Here is a 24,447-nt window from a genome sequence, read left to right as displayed (position 1 = left end):
GAAGCCCGCAGCGCCGATAAAGCACCTAGGGGAGGTAAATAGGAAACCATGAACCGTACTAGCAAAGCCGCCATGCTGGCAGCGTCCGCGCTGCTCCTGACAAGCGCCCTTAGCGCTTGCGGATCGAACGGCGACAACGCGAGCCATTCCGCAACCGCTTCCATTCCATCCGCTTCGGAAAGCTCGGAGACCGCCAAGGCCGAGAAGGTCACGTTGACGATCCTGACCCGCAATACCGGCACGAGCCCGACGTCGATCGCCTTCGCGGGCCTGATCAAGAAGTTCCAGGAAGAGAACCCGAACATCTCGATCAAGGACGACTCGGTCAATGATGAGAGCGCCTTCAACCAGAAACTGAAGACCAGCATGGCAACCGGCCAGCTGCCCGATCTCTGGACGACTTACGGCGGAGAGGCGTTCCGCGACTACGCCGAGAACAGCGCGCTGGACCTTCAGCCCTATCTGGACGAGGACAAGGATTGGTCCGGAGATTTCCTGCCCATCCTCGATACCTGGCAGTATGATGACCTGCCCGGAACGTACGGCGTGCCGACCGAATTTTACAGCAACGCGATCTACTACAACAAAGAGCTGTTCAAGAAGATCGGCGAAGCGCCGCCGAAGACGATCGAGGAGCTGCAGGAGCTGGCGCCCAAGTTCAAGGAGATCGGCGTCGATGCGATGGCGATAGCCGACAAGGAGAACTATCGCGGCGGCCATCTGCTGACCGACCTCTCGCTCAAGAAGTTTGGCCCGGATAAGGCCGATGAGCTCGTCGCCGGCACCGCGAAGTGGAACGACGCCGACATGGTGTCCCTTCTCCAGTTGATAAAGGACTGGCAGGACGCCGGCATCCTCGGCGATAACATCGTGACGACCGACGCCAACACGATCACCTCGAACTTCCTGAGCGGGAAGAGCGCCATGCTTTACGACGGTTCCTGGGCGATCGGAACGCTGGCGGCGTCCGACATCGCGGATCGGATCGGCGTCATCCCATTCCCGAGCTTCTCCGAATCGCCGGATTACGCGGGCACATGGTTCGGGGGTGCGAGCGGCTACTCCTTGTCCAAGGAGCTGAAGGGCGCCAAGCTCGACGCGGCGGTCAAGCTGATCAAGTTCCTGACTTCAACGGATGCGTTCCAATATTACCTGGAGCAGACCAAAGGAGGCATCTACCCGGTCAACATGTCCGTCGATTCCGGCAGCGTCGATCCGATCACGCAGGAATACACGGAAGCTCTCCGGTCGTCGACCGGCTTCAAGGCGGAGCTCTACGCCTATGACCCGATCGCTCAGCTGGCGGACAAGGTGCGAAACGAAGTCCAAGGCTTGTTCGCGGGCAACACGCCTCAGAAGACGGCCGACAACATTCAGAGCTTCATCGATTCCAACCGCAAGTAGGTCTGGAACCGATTCGGATTTCCGGCGACATCCTTCATTCCGACAGCCGTCCTTCCGTTGCCTCGCTTCCGCCGAGCCGATGCGAGGACGGCTGCTTCCGTTCCAGCCCATCCCGATGCTTAGGAGGCGACATATGTACGGCCGCAGAATCTATTGGACGATCGGGGGCTTCCTACTTCCCGTCTTCGTCTTATATACCTTTGTTTTTATCCTCCCCGTCGTTCAGACCGCTTACCAATCCTTCTTCAGCTGGAACGGCATTCACAGCGTTCCGATGAAGTACGTAGGCCTCGATAATTACGACGAGATGTTCCGCAGCGAAGAATTCTATCGCGCCCTGCGCAATGTCGGCGTCTTCATCGCGGCCTCGTTCGTCCTGATCCTTCCCGTCGCGTTCGCGATGGCGTTAGCGGTCACAAGCAAGATGAGGGGGCGGCGCTTTTTCAAGGTGGCATACTTTATTCCGTCCATTCTGCCTCTCGCGTCCGTCGGCCTCATGTGGCAGTTCCTGCTGAAGGGCGACGGTCTCGTCAACTCGCTACTCGGCATGGTCGGCCTCTATTCTTGGCAGCATGAATGGCTTGGAGAGCCTTCGATCGCGATCTACGTCGTCGTCGTCGTGAACGCCTGGATCTCCTTCGGGATCAACATGATCATCTTCTCCAGCGGAATTGTCGCAATTCCGGAGGATCTCTACGAGGCGGCGGCCCTGGAGGGAGCTGTCGGTTGGAAGAGGGTCCTGTACATCACGATCCCGCTCATGAAGGAGACGTTCAAGGTATTCAGCGTCCTATCCGTGACGCAGTCCCTGCGCGTCTTCGCGCAGATCTTTGTCATGACGGGCGGCGGCCCGAACGGCGCGACGGACGTCCCGACGACGATGCTCTATAACCAATCGTTCAAGTACAACAACTTCGGCCTGGGCAACAGCATAGGCACGTTCATTATCGTTGCCGGCTTCCTGGCGACCATCCTTCTCAATAAATTGATGAACGGCAAGGCCGGACGAGCCTGACGTCCATGGGAGGCGATCCATTAATGACCAACCGCAAACCCCTGTTTATGCCGTTAGCCTACCTGATAGCCATAATCGGCTCGGCGATGTTCTTGTACCCTCTGCTTTTCACTTTCCAAGCTTCGCTTAAGGATAACGCCGAGATTTACAACGACAAGCCGTTGGCTCTTCCGACGCAATGGCTGTGGTCGAATTACTCGGAGGCCTTCCGCGTCGGCAAGATCGGCTGGGCCGTGCTCAACTCGGCCCTGTACGCGGCGGTCGGAACGGGGCTTGCTCTGCTGCTCGGCGTCATGGCGGCCTTCGTGCTGTCGCGCCTTCGCTTCCGCTTCCGGGAGCCGCTCTATCTGTACTTCACCACCGGCCTTATGATTCCGGTGTTCTCGCTCCTGATTCCGATCTCCCGGTTGATCGGGACGATCGACGGCTTCAACAATTTCTTCGTGATGGTCGTCCTGTACGCCGTGTTCGAGCTTCCGTTCACGATTTTCCTCGTTACCGGCTTCATGAAGGGGATCAACCGGGAGCTGGACGAATCGGCTCTGATCGACGGTTGCTCTCCCGCGACGCTGCTGTTCCGGATTCTGCTGCCGCTGGCGATGCCCGCCGTCTCCACCGCGGGAATCCTGGCTTTCTTCAGCATCTATAACGACCTGATCTGGAACGTCCTCCTGATCACGAAGGATAACCTGTTTAACATCTCCGTCGCGCTCATGGCGTTCATAGGGGAGCACGGCACCACCCGGATGGGCCCCATGTTCGCCGGAATCTTCATGACGATCCTGCCGACGATTGTCGTCTACCTCCTGTTTCAAGAAAAGGTCGAATCCGGCCTCAGCGCCGGGGCGGTCAAGGAGTAGGTGCGAATAGCGGCGAGGGGACAACGCGGGTGCGGAAGGATCGGCCTCGAGCGGAACCGCGAGCTCTTTGCAATAATGTTCTGCTCGCGGTATCGTAGAGGAAGAATAGGCGGAAAGGAGCCATCATTCATGTCTGACAAACGCATCGTCAAGTGGGGCATCATGGGGCCGGGAGGCATCTCGGGCAATTTCGCGTCGGAGCTGAAGCACGCTCCGGGAGCGGAGCTCGTCGCGGTCGCGGGAAGATCGAAGGAGAAGGCGGAGGCGTTCGCGTCCAAGTACGGCGTGCCTCGTTCCTACGGCAGCTGCGAGGAGCTGGCGGCCGATCCGGACGTGGAGATCGTCTACATCGGAACGCTGCATCCGATTCATAAGGAGAACGCGATTACTCTGCTGCGCGGGGGCAAATCCATCCTCTGCGAGAAGCCGTTCACGATGACGGAAGAGGAAGCGAAGGAGATCGTTCAGGAAGCCAGGGACCGCGGTCTCTTCGTGATGGAAGCGATGTGGACACGCTACCTGCCGGTCATTCGCCAAGTGAGGCAATGGCTGAAGGACGGAGCGATCGGCGAGGTTCAACTGCTTAAGGCGGAGTTCGGCTTCGACGTCGGCTGGGATCCGGAAGGCCGACTGCTTAACAAAGCGAAGGGCGGGGGCACGCTGCTGGATGCCGGCATCTATCCGATCTCTTTCGCTTCGATGGTGTTCGGCGGACGTCCGCGACGCATCCAGAGCAACGTCTACATCGGAGAAACCGGAGTGGACGAACGGTTCTCGCTGCTGTTCGAATACGATAAGGGCCGCACGGCTTCCCTTCACGGCGCCGTTCGCCTGAGCATGAACAACGATGCCTGGATATACGGAACGAAGGGGAAAATCCACGTGGATAACTTCCTCGCGTCCAAGAAGGCGACCTTGTACGCGAACGGCCAGGATCCGGTAGAGGTGACGGACGAACGCGGGTTCGTCGGCCACGCGTTCCAGGCGATCGAAGCGATGGATTGCCTGCGCGAGGGCCGGAAGGAGAGCGCCGCGATGCCGGCCGACGAGACGGTCGAGATCATGGCGACGCTGGACGAGATCCGGGCTCAATGGAATTTAACCTATTAATGCGAATATTATAATGGCGAAGGCTGTCCCGCGAAGGTCTGAAGGCTGCAGACGCGGGGCGGCTTTCTTTATTGAGCGTGCAAGCTTCGCTTATAGGCGGCAGGAGACATTCCGGTGAACGACTTGAACACCCGGTGGAAATGAGGCAGGCTGTTGAAGCCGCAGCGCTCCGCGATCACTCCTACGCCGTCGTCGGTGCCCGCGAGCTGCTCCTTGGCGAGGATGATCCGCTTGGCGTTGACGTAATCGGTCAGGTTCATGCCGGTCAGCTGCTTGAACACCCGGGAGAAGTGGGGAGGCGTCACCGCCGAACGGCGGGATATCTCCGCGAGGCTGGCATCCCGTTCGGGGTGCTCGTCGATCGCGCGAAGCGCCTCCCGCATCCAGCTTGGTCCAACGCCGTGATCGGCGGCGGACTCTTCCGTCAGGATGGAGGAAGAGTAGCGATTCAAGCGCAGCATCAACTGCCCGAGCAGCAGCCGGACCGCCTCGCGGTAGCCGAGCTCCCGCTGCCGAAGCTCCCGGTCCATCTGCAGCAAGAGCGATTCGAAGTCCGCCCGAAGCTCCTCCGGCAGCTCTAGCTTGTAGCTCTTGTGCTTGCGGGACGCCTCGAAGCTGCGAAGCGGCGAATACGAGTCGCCCGTCGATTCCGTCTTGGCGAAGGCCGGCGAGAAGAACAGGGCGGACGTCACGTACGGATCGTTCGCGTCCGGCGTCGAGCGGTGAATCGTATTCCCCGGAATGACGAACAGATCGCCCGGATTTTTCTCATAGAAGGCTTTATCGATAAAAAAAGTACCTGAGCCCTGGTGCACGTAGACGAGCTCGTACCGGTCATGCAGATGGTCGGGCAGCTCCCTGTCGGGGTTCTTTTTGTCGTGGTAGACCAGCTCGAAGGGGAAGAGGGGGTCTCCGAAGAACGGCTTGCGATACGGATTCACGAAGCATCTCTCCTCGGTTTATGCTTTCTTGTAGGATATCAAAAAAAGTTACAAACTTGCAATTTCAAGCACTTTTAACAGGTTATTTGCGCTAGTACAATGAGGGAGAAGCTAGTTTGTAAGCGGTATCCGACGCATGGGCGACCTGCCCGCGAGAAGGAGTTCAATAGAGATGAAACGATTAAACCGAGACGTACTGAACGAAGGGGAACAACGGAAGCTGGCGGAGACCGAGAGCTCGCCGGTTACGGTTCTGCAGATCGGGGAGGGCAACTTCCTGCGGGGGTTCTTCGATTGGATGATCCAGACCTGCCGGGAGCAGGGACTGTTCCGCGGCGGCATCGCGGTCACTCAGCCGCGGCCTTCCGGCAAGCCGAAGATCGAGGCTCTGGCCGCTCAAGACGGTCTTTATACGCTCGTCATTCGCGGACTGGAGAACGGGGAAGCGGTCGAACGCAAGGAGCTGATCTCCGTCTTCTCCGAGGCGTTCGATCCGTATTCCGACTGGACGAAGCTAATGGAGCTGATGACTAGCCCGGAGCTGCGCTTCGTCGTCTCCAACACGACGGAGGCGGGAATCTCTTATCAGCCGACGGAATTGACGGGAGAAGCGATCGTGTCGTTCCCGGGCAAGGTCGCCTACCTGCTCTATCAACGGTTCTTGAAGTTCGAAGGCGCGGCGGACAAAGGGCTCGTCTTCCTGCCCTGCGAGCTGCTCGACCGCAACGGGGACGCGCTTCGCGACGTCGTGCTGAGATACGCGTCGGACTGGGGGTTCCCCGAGGAGTTCCGCCAATGGGTGATTCGCCGCAACCGGTTCCTCAATTCGCTGGTGGACCGGATCGTCACGGGCTATCCGGGCGACGAGCAGGCGGAGGCGTGGTTCTCGGAGTGGGGGTACCGCGATCCGATGCTGACGACGGCCGAGCCTTATCACCTGTGGGCGATCGAGGCCGAGCCGGAGCTGGACGAAGTTCTGCCGCTGCGAAGGGCAGGGCTGAACGTGCACTGGACGACGGACCTGAAGCCGTTCTCGCAGCGCAAGGTCCGCATCCTGAACGGGGCGCACACTTGGATGGCTCCGCTCGGCCTGCTTCATGGCGTGGAGCATGTCCGGGAGCTGCTGGAGCACGAGACGTTGGGCAAGCTCGTGCGGGAGGCCGTCTACGAAGACATCGTGCCTTCGCTCCCGTATTCCCGGGACGAGCTGCAGGCCTATGCGGATACGGTGTTCGAACGGTTCGGCAACCCGTACATCCGGCACCGCCTGGCGGATATCGCGATGAACAGCCTGAGCAAGTTCCGCACGCGGCTTCTTCCGACGCTGGCTTCTTATTCGGAGAAGGGCGAGAAGGCTCCGGAGCGGCTTGCGCTCGGATTGGCCGGCTTGCTTCGCTATTATCGGATTCGACCCGCCGGGGACGGAAGCTACAAGGGGACGACTTTGAGCGGAGCTTCCTACGCGGTCAGGGACGACCAGGCTTTGCTCGAACGGGTAGCCGGAATTTGGGAAGAGGCGCGGGGGAGCGCCGAGCCGCTCGAACGGACGGTAGCGAAGCTGCTGGCCCAGACCGGGATCTGGGGCGCCGATCTCTCGGAATGGCCGGGGCTGGCGTCTGCCGCGGCGGGCTTTATCGCAGCATGGGACAACAAGGAGGAAGCGTAGCATGAGCGATTGGATTCGTTTATCGCCGAAGGACCAGGTCATCATCGCGTTGCGGCCGTACGGGGCGGGCGAGACGGTAACGCTGGAGAGCGGAGATACGGTTACGTTGGAAAGCGCGGTGCCGAAGGGGCACAAGATTCTGACGGCCTCCGTCGCGCAAGGCTCCGACGTGTTCAAGTTCGGCTATTCCATCGGCAAGGCCAAGGAAGACCTGAAGCCGGGGGCTTGGGTTCACACGCACAATTTGTCCACGGGACTCGGCGGCATTCTGGAATACGAGTACGAACCGGCGGTGCCGGAGAAGAAGGAAGCTCCCGCGGAAGTGCCGGTTTTTCAAGGCTACGTTCGGGATAACGGGGACGTCGGCATCCGCAACGAGATCTGGATCATCAACACGGTAGGGTGCATTAACAAGACGTGCGAGATTCTTGCGAACCGCGGCCGGTCGCTGGCCGGCTCCCGCGTCGACGGGGTGCATCACTTCGCCCATCCGTTCGGCTGCTCGCAATTGGGCGACGATCTTAAGCATACGCAGAAGCTGCTAGCCTCTCTCGTGAACCATCCGAACGCGGCCGGCGTGCTCGTCGTCGGGCTCGGGTGCGAGAACAACCAGATCGACTCGTTTAAGCAAGCGATCGGGGAGTACGATCCGCGCCGGGTGAAGTTCATGAAGTCGCAGGAGGAAGACGACGAGCTGGAGAAGGGGCTCGAGCTGATCGGGGAGCTGGTCGAATACGCCGAGACGTTCGAGCGCCGGCCGGTTCCCGTGTCGAAGCTTCGCATCGGCCTGAAGTGCGGCGGCTCCGACGGCCTGTCGGGCATCACCGCGAACCCGCTCGTCGGCTCGATCTCCGATCGCCTGATCGGCTTCGGAGGCACGGCGGTTCTGACGGAGGTGCCCGAGATGTTCGGCGCCGAGACGATTCTGATGAACCGGGCGGAGAACGAGGAAGTGTTCGGTCGGATCGTCGACCTGATCAACGATTTCAAGCGCTACTTCATTCGCCACGACCAGGAGATCTACGAGAACCCATCGCCGGGCAACAAGGATGGGGGCATCACGACGCTGGAAGAGAAGTCGCTCGGCTGCACGCAGAAGGGCGGCCATGCCATCGTGACCGACGTGCTGCCTTACGGCGAGCGGGTGAAGAAGCCGGGCCTCAACCTGCTCGAAGCGCCGGGCAACGACCTGGTGTCCGTGACGGCGCTCTCGGCCAGCGGCGCCCACATCGTCCTCTTCACGACGGGGCGCGGCACGCCGTTCGGCGGTCCGGTGCCTACGGTGAAGCTGTCCACGAATTCGGAGCTTGCCGCCCGCAAAAAGAACTGGATCGACTACAACGCCGGACAGCTGCTGGAAGGCAAGACAATGGCCGAGCTGACCGACGAGCTGTGGGATTATCTGCTCGAGCTCGCTTCGGGCGACAGACGCACTCATAACGAAACGAACGGCTTCCGCGAGATTGCTATCTTTAAAGACGGGGTTATTCTTTAAATAAACATTCATTAGAAGGGGCTGTCCCTAGTCATTTTATGACTTGCGGTACGGCCCCTTTATTTAGTCTCTTTTAGTATGGAAGCGTAGTCGACGGATTGGGAAAGTTATACAATCAGTGAAGGAGAGTAGATTCGAAAAAGGTTAACTCCTTTTTCCCCAAGAGGAGATTCAGTCGAATGGAGAACGGTCAAAATCGTGTCATAGCGGGAATTGACGGCGGAGGTACCCATACTCGAGTCATGATAGCGGATTTGGAGGGAAACATCCTCTCGTACGTTGAGAGAGGCGCATCATCCTTGCATAAGGATCTGAACGCGAAAGAAAATGTACGGCAAGCGATAGAGGAGGCTCTGCATGCATCCGAGAAAGAGGTACCGGATGTTGCTGCTCTTGCTGCAGGGATAGCAGGGTTCGATTCCCAATCGGATTCGCATTGGGTTGAGGCCCTTACCGATCTTCCGGGACTTCATTGCCGGAAGCTTCATGTCAATGACGCAGTGGTTGCGCATAGCGGAGCCCTGCTATCGGAACCCGGGATCATCGTTATTTCGGGTACGGGTTCTATCGTTTTCGCCATAACGGAAGACGGGAAGCCGATCAGGAATTACGATTTACATCATTACGCGGCGAGCGCGGCTCGATTCTTGGCTTATGACGCAACCTATGAGCTGTTAGCCGGTAACGTACAGGAGAACGATCGGCAATTGGTTCAGTCCATGCTGCGGTTCTGGGGAGTGCCCTCCGTGGAGCAGCTGTCCCTGCTTGCATTGGAAGGGTTCGTTTCCGATGAAAGAGAACGCAATCGGAAGTTTGCCGAATTGGCGCCGACGATAACGGAGTTCGCTCTGCAACGCAGTTCGTTGGCGCGAACGGTTTGCGATCGGGCAGTAAACCAAATTATGGTGGGCATAAAGATTCTCGCTTCTTATTTCGCCCAACCGGAAGTCAGGGTTTCTTTGATAGGCAGCGTAGTCAACAGCGTATATTTTCAACAGCAACTCGCTTCCCGAATGAAGGCGGGCAACAACAAAAGCTACCGCATCGTACATCCCGCCTTTTCCCCGACAACCGGCGCTCTAATATTGGCTCTAAGGCAACTCGGTATAAACATTACTCCTCAAATTCTTGGGAATCTAGCTAAGCATCCTCAATCCCGTTATAGATAATGAGCAGGCCGCCGATCGTTCGGCGGCCCATTCGCTTATATTCCGTTATTCGCCGTTATCCACGAGCAGCTCGTCCAACGAGGTATGCGGATCGCGGTTCGCCGCCTCCGTAATTTCGCGGTCTAATTCGCTTCCGCCTTGGATGGCATACGCCGCATCCGCCTGCTGCTGCAATTGTTTTTCCGCTTGCCCGATTCCATGCGCCTCTTGGTGATTGCGGCTTGATGACATCGTATTGACCTCCGTCCATCGTTCGGGAAATTCCCGTGCTTATTTTTTGTTGGCGGAACCTGTGGCGGAACCCGGGGCGGAATTTGGGGCGGAAGAGCCTGGAGCGGAACCCGGGACCTCGGAATCCTGATTGTTTCCGGGATTTTTTCCTCTGTTGTTGTTTTTCGATTGGCGAGACATGAAGGTACTCCTTTCCGGAAGCTTGATCGCAGTTGATTGGATGCCCCAAAAGTATGTCCCGTTGTTTAATCCTTATTCCGCGGTAGCTCTTCCATCGTCCATCCCTCTCGCCTTCCGTTTGACTCCCGTTTAGAACTGTTCCCATCCATTTGACTGTCGTTAACTTAAGGTTCGGATTCCCGGTCGGCGGCATTATCGTATGTTACAATAGCGCTGACAGACGTTGAAAGCCTTATATTCGTTCAAACGATGATGCGGTTTTTTCTCAGAAACGCCGGCAATTTATAATTAATAACAGTCAAAAAACGAAGTCGATCTGACAGGAGGAACCGGAATGAGCAAGGTGCGATACGGGATTATCGGAGTGGGCAACATGGGCAGCGCGCACGCGGGCACGATCTTCCATGGCGGCATCAAGGGGGCGGAGCTGACCGCCGTTTGCGACGGATTACCGGACAAGCGCGAATGGGCGCGGCAGCAATGGCCGGGAGTCGCCGTCTTCGAGAGCACGGAAGCGATGCTCGCCTCGGGGCTCGTCGACGCGGTGATCGTCGCCAGCCCTCACTATAGCCACCCGGAGGAGGCGATCAAGGCGTTCTCCGCCGGAGTACACGTGCTCGTGGAGAAGCCGGCCGGCGTCTACGCGAAGCAGGTTCGGGAGATGAACGAAGCGGCCGCGGCCAGCGGCAAAACCTTCGGGATCATGTACAACCAGCGAATGAATCCGCTCTATCGCAAGCTGCGCGAGCTTATCTCCTCGGGGGAGCTAGGCGAGATTCGCCGGACGAACTGGATCATCACGAACTGGTACCGCTCGCAGGCGTACTACGATTCGGGCTCCTGGCGGGCGACATGGTCCGGAGAGGGCGGCGGCGTGCTGATCAATCAATGCCCGCACCAGCTCGACCTGTGGCCGTGGACGATCGGCATGATGCCGACCCGCATCCGCGCGTTCTGCCAGTTCGGCAAGCATCGGAACATTGAAGTGGAGAACGATGTGACCGCTTACGCGGAATACGCGAACGGGGCGACGGGGGTGTTCATCACCTCCACTTCGGACGCGCCGGGCACGAACCGCCTCGAAGTGACGGGCGACCGCGGCAAAATCGTCATCGAGGACGGCAAAATGACGTTCTGGCGCCTGCGCCAGTCCGAGACGGAGTTCAACGCGAGCAACAAAATTCCGTTCGGCACGCCCGAGGTCTGGAAGGTGGAAATTCCCGACCAAGGCCCGAGTCCCGAGCATGCGGGGATCATGCAGAACTTCACGGACGCCATCCTTCACGGCTCCGAATTGATTGCGCCGGGAGAAGAGGGTATCAACGGCCTGCTCATCTCCAACGCGATTCACTTGTCGACTTGGACGGACGACTGGGTCGAGCTGCCGTTCGACGAGGAGCTTCACTACGAGGAGCTGAGCAAGCGTATCGCCTCCTCGACCTTCCGCAAGAGCGAGCCTGCGGCTCCGGCGATGCCGGTCGATCTCAGCCGGACTTTCTAAACAAGGAGACTCCAACCATGACAGACAACCAACCCATTCCACCTCGCAGCAACGACGCCAACCGCGCCGACGGCATGAACTACGCTCCGGTGTCGGCGGTCAAGCCCAAGCCGGTCGTCGCTCCCGGCGAGTTCGTCTTCGCCGCGGCGGCTCTCGACCACGGACATATCTACGGCCAGACGAACGGCCTGATCGAAGCGGGAGCTACGCTGAAGTGGGTGTACGATCCCGACCCCGCGAAGGTCGATGCTTTCCTGAAGACGTACCCGCAAGCGCGACCGGCCGACTCTCTTGAGCGAATTCTGAACGATCCCGAGGTGAAGCTGGTCGCGGGAGCGGCCATCCCGTCGGAGCGGGCGGCGCTCGGCATCCGGGTCATGGAGAGCGGCAAGGACTACTTCACCGACAAAAGCCCGTTCACGACGCTGGAACAGCTGGAAGAGGCCAAGGCGACCGCCTCGCGAACCGGCCGCAAGTACATGGTGTATTACAGCGAGAGACTGCATGTCGAGAGCGCGGTCTATGCCGGACAGCTCATCAAGGACGGAGCGATCGGCAGGGTCATTCAGGTCATCGGCATGGGGCCTCATCGCTTGAACAAGGGAGCTCGCCCGGAGTGGTTTTTTCGCAAAGAGAACTACGGGGGCATCCTCTGCGACATCGGCAGCCACCAGATCGAGCAGTTCCTCTATTACGCGGGCTGCAAGGACGCGACCGTCCAGCACAGCAAGGTAGCCAACTACGCGAATCCGGATAAACCGGAGCTCGAGGACTTCGGGGACGCGACGCTTATCGGCGACAACGGCGCGACGAATTACTTCCGGGTGGACTGGTTCACGCCGGACGGGCTGGCCACTTGGGGAGACGGGCGAACGCTCATCCTGGGAACGGAAGGCTACATCGAGCTGCGCAAATATATCGACGTAGGCCGGGAGAACACGGGGGATCACGTCTACTTGGTCAACCGGAGCGGGCAGTACCATTACTCCGTTGCCGGACAGGTCGGATACCCTTTCTTCGGCGAGCTGATTCTCGACTGCATTCACCGCACGGAGAACGCGATGACCCAAGAGCACGCGTTCAAAGCGGCGGAGCTGTGCCTGATCGCCCAGAAGTCGGCGGTTCGCGTAACGGGATAAGCATGCTACAATGTCTCTAACAGGCTTTGCCGGAGGGATATGCGTGCCGTTCGTCTACCAGATCGAGCAACCGATCGACTGCTCTTACCGGAGCGACTCTCCCCTTCCGGGGGCGTCGTTCCATTCGCATGCTCATTTCGAGATTTATCTGTTCCAAGAGGGAGAATGCAACTACCTCATCGGCGACAAGCTGATGGTGCTTCAGCCGGGAGACCTCATTCTGATGCACGGAATGACGCTGCACAGCCCTAACCCTTCCCCGGATCGTCCCTACATCCGCTCGATCATCCACTTCAACCCGGGATACGTGCACAAGCTGTTGAGACCGGAGCCGGCCGCGATGCTGCTCAGCCCGTTCGAGGAGCTGCGCAACGCGAAGCTGTCCCTCAGCCCGGACCAGCGGGCCGAGCTTGAGCCGATGTGGAGGACTCTGGCGGAGCTGTCGCGGGAGAGGAAGCGGGAAGGCGTGGCGGGAGCGCGGGCGGCTTCCCCTATCGACCGGATGGACGTGCTGTTCCTGCAGCTGCTCGTGCTCATTCGGCAATGGTTCGAGAAGCCGACGGAGGAGAGCAGCTTGCGCCCCCAACAGGAGGAACATGTACAGGGAGTTATTTCTTACCTTGAGGAGCATTATAGAGAAGAACTGACGCTCGACCGGATCGCGGACGCTCTTCATCTGACCAAGCCGTACTTGTCCAATCTGTTCAAGAAGGTGACCGGAACGACCGTGTTCAAGTACCTCTATAACCGCAGGATCAATCAAGCGAAGATTCTGTTTCGGTTCGAGCCGCATCGCTCGGTCTCGTCCGTCTCCAAGGAAGTCGGCTTCTCCCATCTGGCTCATTTCAGCCGGCTGTTCAAGACGACCGTTGGAATGAGCCCGCAGCAATACCGCCAGTTAATGACCGAGAACGCCGGGGAAAAGCCTTCGGAATCGTTCGAAATAAACCGTTAAACCCTCGCCGCTTCGCCGCCGTAACGATAAATGAGAAAGACAAGTTGCAAACATGAGGAAATTCTCATCGTTTTCTAAGAAAGCGCCTTCAACCGTTGGGTCGCGGGGTTTTTGTTTCACCTTGGCAAAAATTAGGGTGTTTCGGCTGTGTTATAGTGTTCCCAACGACAAGAAACGTTTCGCGCTGCAAGGCAGTACATAGAGGAACGGTAGGAGGGCACTCGGTGAAATTTGGCGGTATTAAGAAGAAGCTTATGATGGTCGGTCTGTTGGCAAGTATCGGTTGGTTCGGCATGGCGGCAGCGGATTCCTCCACCTCGAGCGCGGCGACGGCCGAATCGCTGGAACTGCTCTCCATCGGCAAGGATTACATCGGAACACCATACGTTTACGGCGCTTCGGGCATTTGGGGCACCTCGTTCGATTGCTCCTCCTATACGCAGTTCGTTTTCAGACAGTTGGGCATCTCGCTCCCTCGAACCTCGGTAGAGCAGGCTTACGTGGGAGAGAAGGTCGCGAAGTCATACCTCAGCGTCGGCGATCTCGTCTTCTACAAGACGGGCAGCGGTTGGATCAGCCATGTCGCCATCTACGCGGGAAGCGGCAAAATCCTTCACGCGAGCACCAGCCAAGGGGTCACGATCTCCGACATGAACAGCTCTTATTGGAAAAGCAAATACGTGACGGCGCGTCGGGTTCTGTAACCGAGAGGCAGTCGGCATATTAGCGAATACGAATAATAAGCAACGGATTCTCTAGGCGAATGGCCAATGGAGAATCCGTTTTTTGTTCGCAACCGGTCGAGATGATGTATGATGGTTTCATTAGCGTTCGGGGGAGAGGGAAGGCGGTAAGGGAATGGCGGGGATCGCGGTTTTGCTGCTTTATCATCTGCTTGGCGCAGCTCTGCGCGAGCTGCTGCATGTGCCGCTTCCGGGCAACGTGCTGGGAATGCTGCTGTTGACCCTATCGCTCCTGCTCGGCTGGGTGAAGCTGAGATGGCTGGAGGAATCGGCGCGGTTTCTTCTTAAGCACATGATGCTGTTTTTTGCGCCGACGATCGTCGGGGTTATCGCGTACTTCTCGGACATCGGGCGGCATTGGATGCTCATCGCGGTGAACCTGTTCGTCAGCATGGCTTCGGTGCTTCTGGTCACGGGGTGGACGGTCCGGAAGTTGTCCGGCGGCGAGGAGGAGGCCGAACGTGTCTGAACTAAGAGATCTTGCCGGAGAACCGGTCTTCGGGGTCGCGCTGACGATCGGAGCTTACGCGCTTGCCCTGCGGCTGAATCGCCGCTGGAAGTGGATGCACCCTCTCTTCGCCTGTACCGGGATGCTGATCGTGCTTCTCCTGGTCGCGGATATTCCCTATGAGGACTATTCGAAGGGCGGGGAGATCGTCTCCTTCTTTCTCGGGCCTACGACGGTCGCCTTGGCGGTTCCGCTTTACAAGTCTCTTCTGACGATGAGAAGGCGCCTGAAGGCGATCGCCGTCGGGGTGGCGGCCGGCTCGGTCGCGGGGCTGTGCGTTTCTTCGCTCGTCGTGTTGGCGTTCGGAGGGTCGAAGGAGCTGCTGATTACGCTGCTGCCGAAATCGGTGACGACCCCGATCGCGATCGAGCTCTCGAAGCAGCTTGCGGGCAACGCTCCGCTCACGGGCGTGTTCACTGTGCTCACCGGCTTGCTCGGGAGCATGTTCGGACCGGCCCTGCTGCGATTGTTCGGTTTGCGAAGCGACCTGACGATCGGGGCCGCGGTGGGAACGGCCGCGCACGGCATCGGCACGGGTCGGCTTGCCCGGGAATCGGAAGCGCAGGCGGGCATCAGCGGCTTCGCGATGAGCCTCTCGGGGCTGGTCATGAGCCTGCTCGGGATTCCCTTGGCGATCTGGCTTCCGATCTGGCTTCGATAAGCGTTTGCCAGTACAATAGTAGGTGGACTAGATAAAGAGTTGGAGGACATACACATGCGCATTGGAGCAATCGAAGCGGGCGGCACGAAGTTCGTCTGCGGCATCGGCGACGAGAACGGCAACGTTCTCGATCGGGTCAGCTTCCCGACGGAGCAGCCGGAGAAGACTCTCGGTCAAGTCATCTCCTATTTTAAGGATAAGAACGTGGAAGCGATCGGAGTGGGAACCTTCGGTCCTATCGATATCGACCCTGCGAGCCCTACGTACGGCTATGTAACGACGACCCCGAAGCCGGGCTGGTCGAACTATCCGTTCCTGGACACTTTGAAGAAGGAATTCGACGTTCCGTTCGGCTGGGATACCGACGTGAACGCGGCGGCGTTCGGCGAGGCGACTTGGGGCGCGGCGAAGGGCTTGGACAGCGTCCTGTACTACACGATCGGAACGGGAGTCGGAGTCGGCGTCTATGCCGAGGGGAAAATGGTTCACGGACTCGTGCATCCGGAAGGCGGACACGTGCTCACGAGACGTCACCCGGACGATACGTATGAAGGCTTCTGCCCTTACCACGGCGACTGCCTGGAAGGAATCGCGGCCGGTCCGGCCATCGAGCGCCGCTGGAAGGTGAAGGGCAGCGAGCTGCCGGTCGACCATCCGGCTTGGGAGATGGAGGCGTTCTACATCGGCCAGGCGCTGGCCAACGCGATCCTGATGCTCTCGCCGAAGAAGATCATCCTCGGCGGCGGCGTCATGCACCAGATGCAGCTGTTCCCGCTCATCCGCGAGCAGGTTCGCAAGGACCTGAACGGCTACGTGAACGCCAAGGCGATCGTGGAAGGCATCGCCGACTACATCGTGCCTCCGGGCCTCGGCGACAACGCGGGCCTGTGCGGCTCGATCGCTCTGGGGCTTCAGGCTTGGAAGAACAAATAAACGGGATGGTTCGAGGGATCCGCTCTCCTGGTGGGGGGCGGATTTGCGCGTTTATACGGCATGCGAACTTCCTCGTAACAAACCTATTACCGACGAAGCTTCCTAGCCGCCGCACGCTCGCCCGCAGTTGAGTAAAATTTACTCAAGTAGCTCGCTAACCGACGCATGTCCGCCTTCACATCCCCTCTCCGATCCCCCTCACCGCCCGCCAAGCGCCTCATTTCCCTCTTTTTCCTCAAAAAACCGCAATAATTTACGAATTTCTGTTGAAAGCTCGGGTTCGCGTGTATACACTAGTACCGACTTCTTCGTTTCGGACTTGCTAGGGTATAGAAGAACGAAAGTAGATTCAAGCTATTTCCATACAAGAGCACGGAAACAAGCAAAGGGAGGACGGATATGTCGGCCAACAACAATGCCATTATTCAATTCAATCATGTGACGATGCAGTACGACAGCGACGACGCTATCCTGAAGGACGTCAGCTTCGAGATCGAGCACGGCAAGTTCTACACGCTGCTCGGCCCGTCCGGCTGCGGCAAAACGACGATCCTGCGCTTGATCGCGGGCTTCCTCACGCCTTCGGCGGGAGATATTTACTTGAAAGGCAAGCGGATCAACGACGTTCCGGCGAACAAGCGCCAGGTGAACACGGTGTTCCAGGACTACGCGCTGTTCCCGCACCTGAACGTGTTCGAGAACGTCGCCTTCGGGCTTCGCATCAAGAAGCTGAAGCAGGCGGAGATCGACAAGAAAGTAACCGAGGCGTTAAGATTCGTCAACCTCTCCGGCTACGAGAAGAGGGAGATCTCCGAGATGTCCGGAGGCCAGCGCCAACGGGTGGCCATCGCCCGGGCGATCGTGAACGAGCCGGACGTGCTGCTCTTGGACGAGCCGCTCTCGGCGCTGGACCTGAAGCTGCGCACCGAGATGCAGTCGGAGCTTCGCGAGCTCCAGCGCAGGCTCGGCATTACGTTTATCTTCGTCACGCACGACCAGGAGGAAGCTCTCGCGATGTCGGACGAGATTTTCGTCTTGAACAAGGGAACGATCCAGCAGAGCGGCACTCCGACGGATATTTACGACGAGCCGATCAACCGCTTCGTGGCGGACTTCATCGGGGAGTCCAACATTATCGAGGCCACGATAGTCCGGGATTACCTCGTGAAGTTCGCCGGCCAGGCCTTCGAATGCGTGGACGGCGGATTCAACGAGAACGAGCCGGTCGAAGTCGTGATCCGTCCGGAGGATCTCGAGCTCACGACTCCCGATAAGGGCAAGCTGAAGATCAAAGTCGACTCGCAGCTGTTCCGGGGCGTTCACTACGAGATCGTGGGAATCGACGAGGCGGGCAACCGCTGGATGGTCCATTCGACGCGCAAAGCGGCCGTGGGAGAGGAGATCGGACTGATCTTCGATCCGGAAGCGATCCATATCATGCGCTTTAACGAGACGGAAGAGGAATTCGACAAGCGGATCGAAGAATTCACCGAGGTGAGCGGCGATGAGGACTAGGTCGCGCAATTTCTATCTGGCTCCGTATCTGCTCTGGATCGTCCTGTTCGTCGCGGCTCCGATTTTGCTCATCCTATATTACTCGTTCCAGGACGTCGAAGGCGGATGGACGCTTAGCAACTACTCGCACTTCTTCACTTCGGTATATATGAAGATGACGCTAAGCTCCTTCTGGTATGCGCTGTTGATTACGTTCTTCTCGCTGATCATCGCGTATCCGACCGCTTACCTGCTGACGAAGACGAAGCATAAGCAGCTCTGGCTTCTTCTCATCATCGTGCCGAGCTGGGTGAACCTGCTGCTCAAGGCGTACGCGTTCATCGGGCTGTTCGGAACCTACGGCCTGACGAACGAGCTTCTGGAAGCGGTCGGCATCGGACGCCAGCAGATTCTGTTCACCGACTTCAGCTTCGTGTTCGTGTCGGTTTATATTTTTATCCCGTTTATGCTGCTGCCGATCTACAACTCGCTGGAGGAGCTGAACCCGTCGCTTATCCATGCGGCGCGCGACCTCGGGGCATCCGCCTGGACGACCATTCGCCGGGTCATCATCCCGCTCACGATCGACGGGGTGAAGTCGGGCTGCCAAGCGGTGTTCATTCCGGCGCTGTCGCTGTTCATGATCACCCGTCTCATCGCGGGCAACCGCGTCATTACGCTCGGTACGGCGATCGAACAGCATTTTCTCGTCACTCAGGACTGGGGCATGGGCGCCACGATCGCCGTGTTCCTCGTTATCGTAATGGCGATCATCATGATTCTTACCGGCAGGAAAAGGAGGGGAGCGAGATGAAGGCAAACGGGCGCTGGAAGTGGTCCCATCTGTACTTGATAGCCGTCTTCGTCGTGTTGTACGCTCCGATCTTCTACCTGGTCGTTTACTCCTTCAATAGCGGAGGAACGATGCACGGGTACGACGGCTTCACGCTGGAATGGTACGGGGAGGTATTCTCCGACACCCGGCTTCTGATCATCGTTCTGAATACTTTCGTCATCGCGCTGTTCTCGTCGCTCATCTCGACGATACTGGGCGTGATCGGGGCGATCGCGATTCACCGGGTACGGAAGCAAAGAACCAAGAGCGCGCTGCTCTCCCTGAATAACGTTCTGATCGTGAACCCGGACGTCGTCATCGGCGCTTCGTTCCTGATTTTGTTCACGATGATCGGCCTGAAGCTCGGCTTCGGCTCCGTGCTCATCTCGCACGTCGCGTTCAGCGTGCCGATCGTCGTCCTGATGGTGCTGCCGAAGCTGCAGGAGATGAACGAATCGCTGATCGACGCGGCCCGCGACCTTGGCGCGAACGGCTGGGCCGTCCTGACGAAGGTTATCCTGCCATATATCAAGTCGGGGATCTTCGCGGGCTTCTTCATGGCGCTGACGTATTCGCTCGACGACTTCGCCGTGACGTTCTTCGTCACCGGCAACGGCTTCTCGACCTTGTCCGTCGAGATTTATTCCCGGGCTCGCCAAGGCGTCGCGCTGAACATCAACGCCTTGTCCACGCTGCTCTTCCTGTTCACGATCCTGTTGGTCGTGGGCTATTATCTGATCACCCGGCGCAGCGGAAGGATTCAGGAAGCGGGTGCCCGTCTATGAAGCAACTGACCAGACTGGGCATCGCGGTGCTGGTCGCCGCCTTCGCGCTCATGTACCTGACGTCTTACCTGAACTCCGAGCAGGGCTATTCCGGCGGGAACACGCTGACCGTGTACAACTGGGGGGATTACATCGATCCCGATCTGATCGCGGAGTTCGAGGAGGAGACGGGAGTCAAGGTCATCTACCAGACGTTCGACTCGAACGAAGCGATGCTGACCAAGATCGCGCAAGGCGGAACGACCTTCGACGTGGCGGTTCCGTCCGACTATGCGATCAGCAAGATGAGGGAAGAGAACCTGCTGCTGCCGATCGACCATTCCAAGGTTCCTAACCTGAAGAATATCGACCCGCGGTTCATGGACCTGAGCTTCGATCCGGGCAACGTGTACTCCGTTCCCTACTTCTGGGGGACGGTCGGCGTCGTGTTTAATCCCGAGCTCGTGGGCGACCTTACGTTCGAGAGCTGGGAAGACTTGTGGAGCCCGGAGCTTAGGAACGACATTCTTCTCGTCGACGGGGCCCGCGAGGTGATGGGCATGGGGCTGAACAGCCTCGGCTATTCGCTCAACGATCTGAACGAGGATCATCTGCAGGAAGCCCTGAAGAAGCTTCAGCGGTTGACCCCGAACGTGAAGGCGCTCGTCGGCGACGAGATCAAGATGCTGCTGGCGAACGAAGAGGCGGCGGTCGGACTCGTCTGGTCGGGAGACGCCTCGGAGATTCTGAGCGAGAACGAGAAGCTCGACTATATCGTTCCTCAAGAAGGCTCCAACCTCTGGTTCGACAACATGGTCATCCCGAAGACGGCCAAGAACCTGGACGCCGCCCACCAGTTCATCAACTTTATGCTGGATCCGGAGATCGCCGAGCGGAACACCGAGTACGTCGGCTACTCGACGCCGAACGCGGAAGCGTTCAAGCTGCTGCCGGCCGAGATCTCGGAGGACGAGCGCTTCTATCCGAACGCCGAGCTGACGGATAAGCTGGAGGTTTACGACAACCTCGGCAAAAAGATGCTAGCCCATTACAACGAGCTTTTCCTCGAGTTCAAGATGCACACCAAGTAGACCATATACGAATCGCAGAGCCGCTGTTCGACTGGACAAGTTGAACGGCGGTTTCCTGCAGGGGGGACTTCGACCGCTATGAGATTCCAAACCTTAAGCCTGCCGGACAACGAGCTGTGGCCAGCCGCTCTGGAGCTTTATCACGAGGCGTTCCCGGATGTCAAAGGGAGAAAACCGGACCGGATCATCGAGGGGATGTTCGGAGAAGGGCAGGGGCTGCTGCATGCGCTGATCGACGAGGAGTCCGGCGGGGTCCAAGCCATCGCGTTCGCCGCGGTTTTGTCCGGAGCGAAGGTTCTCTTGATCGACTATCTTGCCGTACGGATTGCCAGCAGGGGGCAGGGGCTCGGGAGAAAGCTCGTGGAGGAGATCAAGCGGGAGGCGGCTCGGCGCCATTTGGATGGCCTGTTGATCGAGGTCGAGGCCGAGGAGACCGAGGAGAATCGGGCCCGGATCCGCTTCTGGCAGGCTTGCGGGTTCGAATCGACGGACTACGTGCATAAGTACATCTGGGTTCCGGAGCCTTACCGGGCGATGACTCTGTCCCTGGATCCGGACCGCCCGCTGCCGGAGGACGGCAAGAGGCTGTTTAAGTGGATCACGGGATTTCATGAGCGGGCTTTTCGGAAAAGATAGCTAAGTCGTCAATGAACAAGGGGGCCGTTAGGAGTTGAATCCAGTTAAGAATTTTAAGGCCTGCGTTTATTTATGGATATCTCAGTGCATTTACGTCTTTATGGGAGCGCCCTGGTTCTTCATCGCTCTTATGGCAACGATGGGCTTCGACAATCCCGACACGGGCTCCGCGTCCTTCAAGTGGCTCATGCTGCTCTACATCGTCAACTGGCTTTATCCGATCGCTCTGCTTTTCTCCGCGGGCGCGGCCTGGGCTCTCTATCATCTTAAGAAATTCAAAGCGGCGGTTTGGGTCAATCAGATTCCGCTCCTGTGGCTGGTTCCGTTGATCGTGCTGTTGGTTTATGTGATGGCGGCTTAAGTTGGCATCCGCTCGACAGAAAGATGGGAAATCCTAACTTCCTCTTGGTATTTCGCCTTGAAATCGTATAAAATCTCCGTATAGGAAGTAGGGCTAAGATCTTCTGTCTAGGAGGGCTCTCCGAGTGATCTTCTATCTTATCGCGGTCGTCATGCTGGCGGCCGATCAACTGACCAAGGTTTGGGTGCGCAACAATCTGGCCATAGAGGAGACGTCCAGCTGGGCGGGCATCGACCTGATCCACTACAACAACACGGGAGCGTCGGGAAGCTTCTTTCAGGGGTACGGGCCATGGTTCGTTCCGGTCGCGGTCATCGTCGTCGCCTTCGTGCTGTACAACCGGTCCCGCGGCAAGCTGAAGACGGTCTGGATGGAGATCGGGACGGGCCTGTTCGTCGCCGGAGCGGTCGGCAACGCCTTGGATCGCTTGTTCTACGGGGGCGTGACGGACTTCATCCAATTCAAGGAGGGCATAGTCGCGAATATCGCGGATGTCTGCCTGAACGCGGGCATGATCGTCATCCTCATCGGAATGTTCCTCGGCAGGAAGAGGAGCGGGGCTCCCGCCAAGCATTATCCATAAAAAGAGGCAGTCTTCTCTGGTCGCGATGACCTTGGAAGACCGCCTCTTTTTCGTTTATACTCTCAAGCCCCGATAAACCATTAACGCCGCGCCGAAGGAGACGGCGTCCTCCTGCAGCGTTCCCTTGCCGAACTCGGGCTGATATTCGTCCGAATGGTACACGTGGCGCGCCGCGACCTGGGTAGCGATGGAGAAAGCTTCCTCGTGGGCCGACAGCAGGGCTCCGCCCAGGATCACCTTCTCGGGGTGAAGCACGTTGACCAGGTTCGCCAAGCCGACTCCGAGATACGAGGCGGAGTGGGTGAACAGCTCCCGGACGAAAGAATCCTCTTCGGCCAGGGCCTTCAGCAATTGATCGAAGGTGACTTGGTCCGGATCGCCGGCGATGGCATTCAGAGTCGATTGCCTCCCAAGCTTCAGCTGGGACCGGGCCTGCTTCTCCAGCGCCTGAATCGAGGCGAATGCTTCCAAAGCGCCGTAATTGCCTCTCTCCTGAAGCCTCGGGCCGTCGACTTGGATGATCATTTGGCCGATGGAGCCTTCCATGTCGGTTGCGCCGTAGACGATTTGGCCGCCGGACATGACCGCGGAACGGAGGCCGTAGCCGACGTGCACGTAGAGCATATGCCGAACGTTCTCGTCGCGAAGCGCCCAATGCTCGCCGAGCAGAGCCGCGTTCGCCCCGTTCTCGAGCGTGCAGGGTATGCCTAGCCGCTCTTCGAGAAGGCGGCGGATCGGCACGTTCGTCCAGCCCGGCGACGGGAAGTAGAGAGGCTTCTGGATCATTCCTTCGCCGGAATGAATCGGGCCGACGGCGCCGATCCCGAGCCCGACAATCCGTTCCCGGCCGATGCCAAGGTCCTGCCGCACGCGCTCCAGGAACGCCTGAACCCGGTCGATCAGCCGTTCCGGGGTCATCTTCCCGTCCATTCTCCATCGTTCGGAAGCGAGTTTGTTCATGTTCATATCGAAGAGGGCGATAGAGGAGAAAATCCGCGAGATGTCGAGACCGACCGCATAGCCGTACTCGGGATTCAGCCGGTAGAGCAGCGGCCTTCTTCCGCCGGTAGAATCGCCGTGTCCGCTAAGCTGCAGCACGTTCTCGGAGATAAGCTCCTCCAGCAGCCTCGTCAGGCTCGTGCTCGTTAAGGACAAGGCTTCCATAAGCTCTCCCTTGGAGACGATCCCCTTGTTCAGGACCTGATCGAATATTCTTTTTTTGGGAGATGGAGCGGGCGGAGCGGGAAGCGGACTCATGCGGATCCCTCCTTTAAGCCGATCAAAAAGATAGGAATTATTGGCCGTTTCTTATTATAGAGGACGCACCGCAAAATGGCTAGTGCGACGGTCTCGAACTTCTATCTTTGTTTCATTTTAGAACAAACTCCCTCTATTCCACTCGGTATCCCTCGTATAAGCGAATTGTTTTTCTCGAATAATAAACTCTTATAGCCCTATTTTGTCTATCTTAATTCCAAAATGGAATAAAGGTGGTATGATAGAAGAAACGATAACGTACGGGGGAATAGCGATGTTCGCAACCATGGGGGATACCGCAAAGAAATTAACGGAGCTATTTCTGATCTTTCTTCGAATCGGGCCGATGACCTTCGGGGGAGGCTTCGCCATGATCCCGCTTATCTCCGAGGAGGTCGTAGCCAAGCGGGGCTGGCTGGACGAGAAGGAGATGGACGACATGCTGTCCGTGGCGGGTTCGGCTCCGGGAGGAGTCGGCGTGAACGCGGCGGCCTTCATCGGATATCGCAGGGCCGGCATTCTGGGCGCGATAACGGCGGTGATCGGGGTGACTCTTCCGACTTTCGTCATCGGGTTGCTTTTCTACCTATTCTATTCCCTGCTCGAGGACAACATAAAGGTGCAAGCAGCGTTGAAGGGCATCCATGGAGCGGTGATCGGCCTTATGGTGACGACGGCTTACCGCATGTCCAAGAGCGCGATTTTCGACCGGATGACGATCGGACTCGCCTGCCTGTCGCTGCTGAGCCTGACGGTTCTTCATCTGAATCCGCTGCTCGTCATCTCCTGCGGAACGGTCATCGGGGTCGCCTATCTCTTCTTGGAAGAGAAGCTGGGCCGCCGAATCGCGACGGAGAGCCGGAGGAAGACGAAGGTCAAGAAGGAAGCGATCGGACCGGAATATTACATTTAGGA

The 24,447-nt window shown here is 58.3% G+C and carries 25 protein-coding genes; 22 read left to right on the top strand and 3 right to left on the bottom strand.

Features of this window, described 5'->3' with window-relative positions:
* The first annotated feature begins 48 nt into the window (after nt 1-48).
* The 4 genes from H7B67_RS24460 to H7B67_RS24445 all read left to right on the top strand — a co-directional run bounded on the left by H7B67_RS24460 (nt 49) and on the right by H7B67_RS24445 (nt 4,389).
* Complete coding sequence (locus H7B67_RS24460) at nt 49-1,404, top strand: ABC transporter substrate-binding protein (RefSeq protein ID WP_245364002.1); 1,356 nt, start codon at nt 49-51, stop codon at nt 1,402-1,404.
* 133 nt (nt 1,405-1,537) lie between these two features.
* Entirely contained in the window at nt 1,538-2,419 is an 882-nt protein-coding gene (locus tag H7B67_RS24455; protein WP_185122504.1) for a carbohydrate ABC transporter permease, read from the top strand.
* 23 nt (nt 2,420-2,442) lie between these two features.
* Nucleotides 2,443-3,279, top strand: a complete 837-nt coding sequence (locus H7B67_RS24450) for a carbohydrate ABC transporter permease (protein ID WP_185122503.1) — start codon at nt 2,443-2,445, stop codon at nt 3,277-3,279.
* 129 nt (nt 3,280-3,408) lie between these two features.
* Nucleotides 3,409-4,389: a Gfo/Idh/MocA family protein gene (locus H7B67_RS24445; protein WP_185122502.1), complete on the top strand. Its 981-nt coding sequence runs from the start codon at nt 3,409-3,411 to the stop codon at nt 4,387-4,389.
* 68 nt (nt 4,390-4,457) lie between these two features.
* Here H7B67_RS24445 and H7B67_RS24440 read toward each other — a convergent pair whose 3' ends face one another.
* Entirely contained in the window at nt 4,458-5,330 is an 873-nt protein-coding gene (locus H7B67_RS24440; RefSeq protein WP_185122501.1) for a helix-turn-helix domain-containing protein, read from the bottom strand.
* 172 nt (nt 5,331-5,502) lie between these two features.
* Here H7B67_RS24440 and H7B67_RS24435 point away from each other — a divergent pair, with 172 nt between their 5' ends.
* From H7B67_RS24435 to H7B67_RS24425, 3 genes are all read left to right on the top strand, one after another.
* Nucleotides 5,503-6,996, top strand: coding sequence for a tagaturonate reductase (locus tag H7B67_RS24435; protein ID WP_185122500.1), 1,494 nt, complete (start codon nt 5,503-5,505; stop codon nt 6,994-6,996).
* Nucleotide 6,997: 1 nt separating this feature from the next.
* Nucleotides 6,998-8,491, top strand: coding sequence for a UxaA family hydrolase (locus tag H7B67_RS24430; RefSeq protein WP_185122499.1), 1,494 nt, complete (start codon nt 6,998-7,000; stop codon nt 8,489-8,491).
* Between the two features lie 179 nt (nt 8,492-8,670).
* Nucleotides 8,671-9,660, top strand: a complete 990-nt coding sequence (locus H7B67_RS24425) for an N-acetylglucosamine kinase (protein WP_185122498.1) — start codon at nt 8,671-8,673, stop codon at nt 9,658-9,660.
* 45 nt (nt 9,661-9,705) lie between these two features.
* On the opposite strand, the gene H7B67_RS24420 is transcribed toward H7B67_RS24425, so the two are convergent.
* Complete coding sequence (locus tag H7B67_RS24420) at nt 9,706-9,891, bottom strand: hypothetical protein (protein ID WP_185122497.1); 186 nt, start codon at nt 9,889-9,891, stop codon at nt 9,706-9,708.
* A gap of 514 nt (nt 9,892-10,405) precedes the next feature.
* Here H7B67_RS24420 and H7B67_RS24415 point away from each other — a divergent pair.
* The 14 genes from H7B67_RS24415 to lspA all read left to right on the top strand — a co-directional run bounded on the left by H7B67_RS24415 (nt 10,406) and on the right by lspA (nt 22,275).
* Nucleotides 10,406-11,572 (top strand): Gfo/Idh/MocA family protein, encoded by a 1,167-nt coding sequence (locus tag H7B67_RS24415; protein WP_185122496.1) that lies wholly within the window; start codon nt 10,406-10,408, stop codon nt 11,570-11,572.
* 17 nt (nt 11,573-11,589) lie between these two features.
* On the top strand, nt 11,590-12,711 hold the full coding sequence (locus H7B67_RS24410) for a Gfo/Idh/MocA family protein (protein ID WP_185122495.1): 1,122 nt from the start codon (nt 11,590-11,592) through the stop codon (nt 12,709-12,711).
* 43 nt (nt 12,712-12,754) lie between these two features.
* Nucleotides 12,755-13,666, top strand: a complete 912-nt coding sequence (locus H7B67_RS24405; RefSeq protein ID WP_342592616.1) for an AraC family transcriptional regulator — start codon at nt 12,755-12,757, stop codon at nt 13,664-13,666.
* A 224-nt stretch (nt 13,667-13,890) separates the two neighbouring features.
* Nucleotides 13,891-14,370 (top strand): C40 family peptidase, encoded by a 480-nt coding sequence (locus H7B67_RS24400; RefSeq protein ID WP_342592615.1) that lies wholly within the window; start codon nt 13,891-13,893, stop codon nt 14,368-14,370.
* A 154-nt stretch (nt 14,371-14,524) separates the two neighbouring features.
* Nucleotides 14,525-14,878, top strand: coding sequence for a CidA/LrgA family protein (locus H7B67_RS24395; protein WP_185122493.1), 354 nt, complete (start codon nt 14,525-14,527; stop codon nt 14,876-14,878).
* A complete protein-coding gene (locus tag H7B67_RS24390; protein ID WP_185122492.1) occupies nt 14,871-15,578 on the top strand; it encodes an LrgB family protein in 708 nt (235 codons plus the stop codon). Before H7B67_RS24395 ends, H7B67_RS24390 begins: the two co-directional genes overlap by 8 nt.
* A gap of 54 nt (nt 15,579-15,632) precedes the next feature.
* Nucleotides 15,633-16,511, top strand: coding sequence for an ROK family protein (locus H7B67_RS24385; RefSeq protein WP_185122491.1), 879 nt, complete (start codon nt 15,633-15,635; stop codon nt 16,509-16,511).
* A gap of 399 nt (nt 16,512-16,910) precedes the next feature.
* Nucleotides 16,911-18,026 carry an ABC transporter ATP-binding protein gene (locus H7B67_RS24380; RefSeq protein WP_185122490.1) on the top strand — a complete coding sequence of 372 codons (1,116 nt, stop codon included), beginning with the start codon at nt 16,911-16,913 and terminating at the stop codon, nt 18,024-18,026.
* Nucleotides 18,016-18,819 (top strand): ABC transporter permease, encoded by an 804-nt coding sequence (locus H7B67_RS24375; protein WP_185122489.1) that lies wholly within the window; start codon nt 18,016-18,018, stop codon nt 18,817-18,819. Before H7B67_RS24380 ends, H7B67_RS24375 begins: the two co-directional genes overlap by 11 nt.
* Nucleotides 18,816-19,625, top strand: coding sequence for an ABC transporter permease (locus tag H7B67_RS24370; protein WP_185122488.1), 810 nt, complete (start codon nt 18,816-18,818; stop codon nt 19,623-19,625). Before H7B67_RS24375 ends, H7B67_RS24370 begins: the two co-directional genes overlap by 4 nt.
* A complete protein-coding gene (locus tag H7B67_RS24365) occupies nt 19,622-20,695 on the top strand; it encodes an ABC transporter substrate-binding protein (RefSeq protein WP_185122487.1) in 1,074 nt (357 codons plus the stop codon). Before H7B67_RS24370 ends, H7B67_RS24365 begins: the two co-directional genes overlap by 4 nt.
* Nucleotides 20,696-20,773: 78 nt before the next feature.
* Nucleotides 20,774-21,331, top strand: a complete 558-nt coding sequence (locus tag H7B67_RS24360; RefSeq protein ID WP_185122486.1) for a GNAT family N-acetyltransferase — start codon at nt 20,774-20,776, stop codon at nt 21,329-21,331.
* Between the two features lie 34 nt (nt 21,332-21,365).
* Complete coding sequence (locus H7B67_RS24355) at nt 21,366-21,692, top strand: hypothetical protein (RefSeq protein WP_185122485.1); 327 nt, start codon at nt 21,366-21,368, stop codon at nt 21,690-21,692.
* A gap of 124 nt (nt 21,693-21,816) precedes the next feature.
* A complete protein-coding gene (gene lspA, locus H7B67_RS24350; protein ID WP_185122484.1) occupies nt 21,817-22,275 on the top strand; it encodes a signal peptidase II in 459 nt (152 codons plus the stop codon).
* 54 nt (nt 22,276-22,329) lie between these two features.
* Here lspA and H7B67_RS24345 read toward each other — a convergent pair whose 3' ends face one another.
* Entirely contained in the window at nt 22,330-23,532 is a 1,203-nt protein-coding gene (locus H7B67_RS24345) for an ROK family protein (RefSeq protein ID WP_185122483.1), read from the bottom strand.
* A gap of 274 nt (nt 23,533-23,806) precedes the next feature.
* On the opposite strand from H7B67_RS24345, the gene H7B67_RS24340 reads away from it, so the two are divergent.
* Nucleotides 23,807-24,445, top strand: a complete 639-nt coding sequence (locus tag H7B67_RS24340; RefSeq protein ID WP_245364000.1) for a chromate transporter — start codon at nt 23,807-23,809, stop codon at nt 24,443-24,445.
* The last annotated feature ends 2 nt before the right edge of the window (nt 24,446-24,447 follow it).

Origin of the sequence: Cohnella thailandensis (genome assembly GCF_014212135.1) — a bacterium.
Taxonomy (GTDB): domain Bacteria; phylum Bacillota; class Bacilli; order Paenibacillales; family Paenibacillaceae; genus Cohnella; species Cohnella thailandensis.
The sequence above is the reverse complement of the archived record's forward strand: the minus strand, read 5'-3'. Positions and strand labels throughout refer to the sequence as shown.